This window comes from Streptomyces sp. NRRL F-525 (assembly GCF_000716605.1).
Lineage (GTDB): Bacteria > Actinomycetota > Actinomycetes > Streptomycetales > Streptomycetaceae > Streptomyces.
This window is the reverse complement of sequence record NZ_JNXE01000127.1, coordinates 1-501: the sequence shown is the minus strand read 5'-3', so window position 1 is coordinate 501 and position 501 is coordinate 1. Positions and strand designations below refer to the sequence as shown.

At 66.3% G+C, this 501-nt stretch carries 1 protein-coding gene; it reads right to left on the bottom strand.

The window, feature by feature from the left end:
* The coding region (locus tag OO69_RS48180) for a DnaB-like helicase C-terminal domain-containing protein (protein WP_234444724.1) at positions 1–421 on the bottom strand (421 nt) is incomplete at its 3' end.
* Positions 422–501 lie beyond the last annotated feature (80 nt).

Sequence of the window (501 nt, the reverse complement as noted above, 5' to 3'; positions counted from 1 at the left end):
CGTCCGGCATTCGACGAGAGAGCCGCGTCCAGTCCTCGTCGGGCATGGTGCCAGCCCGCATGTGGTGGATGGCTACCCGGGCTTCCGCGGCCAGGACGCGCCGTGTGAACGACTGCCGGCTCTCCTCCAGGGTGAAGACCAGCGCGGGAATGCCGTTCGTGATGGCGTTGTGGCGGCAGATGTCTGACATGAGCGTTGTACGGCCCATGGCGGGCCTGGACGCGATAACCGTCAGCGAACCGGGCTCAAGGCCACGGGTCAGGTAGTCGAGATCCCTGAACCCGGTTCCGAGGCCTGTCAGCCTCTTGCCCTGCTCTTCGGCGACGGCCTCCAGAGTGTCCAGCAGACCCTCACAGACGTCTCCGACGTGGTCGGATGCCGCCATCCTCGCGCGCTCGTCTTCATCGGTGATGTCTGTCACCGATCCCCCTTCGTCAGCCACGTCGTCCTCCGGTCTTCACGAGTCCCTGGCGTGCCCTCGCGGCACCCTGCACGTACTGC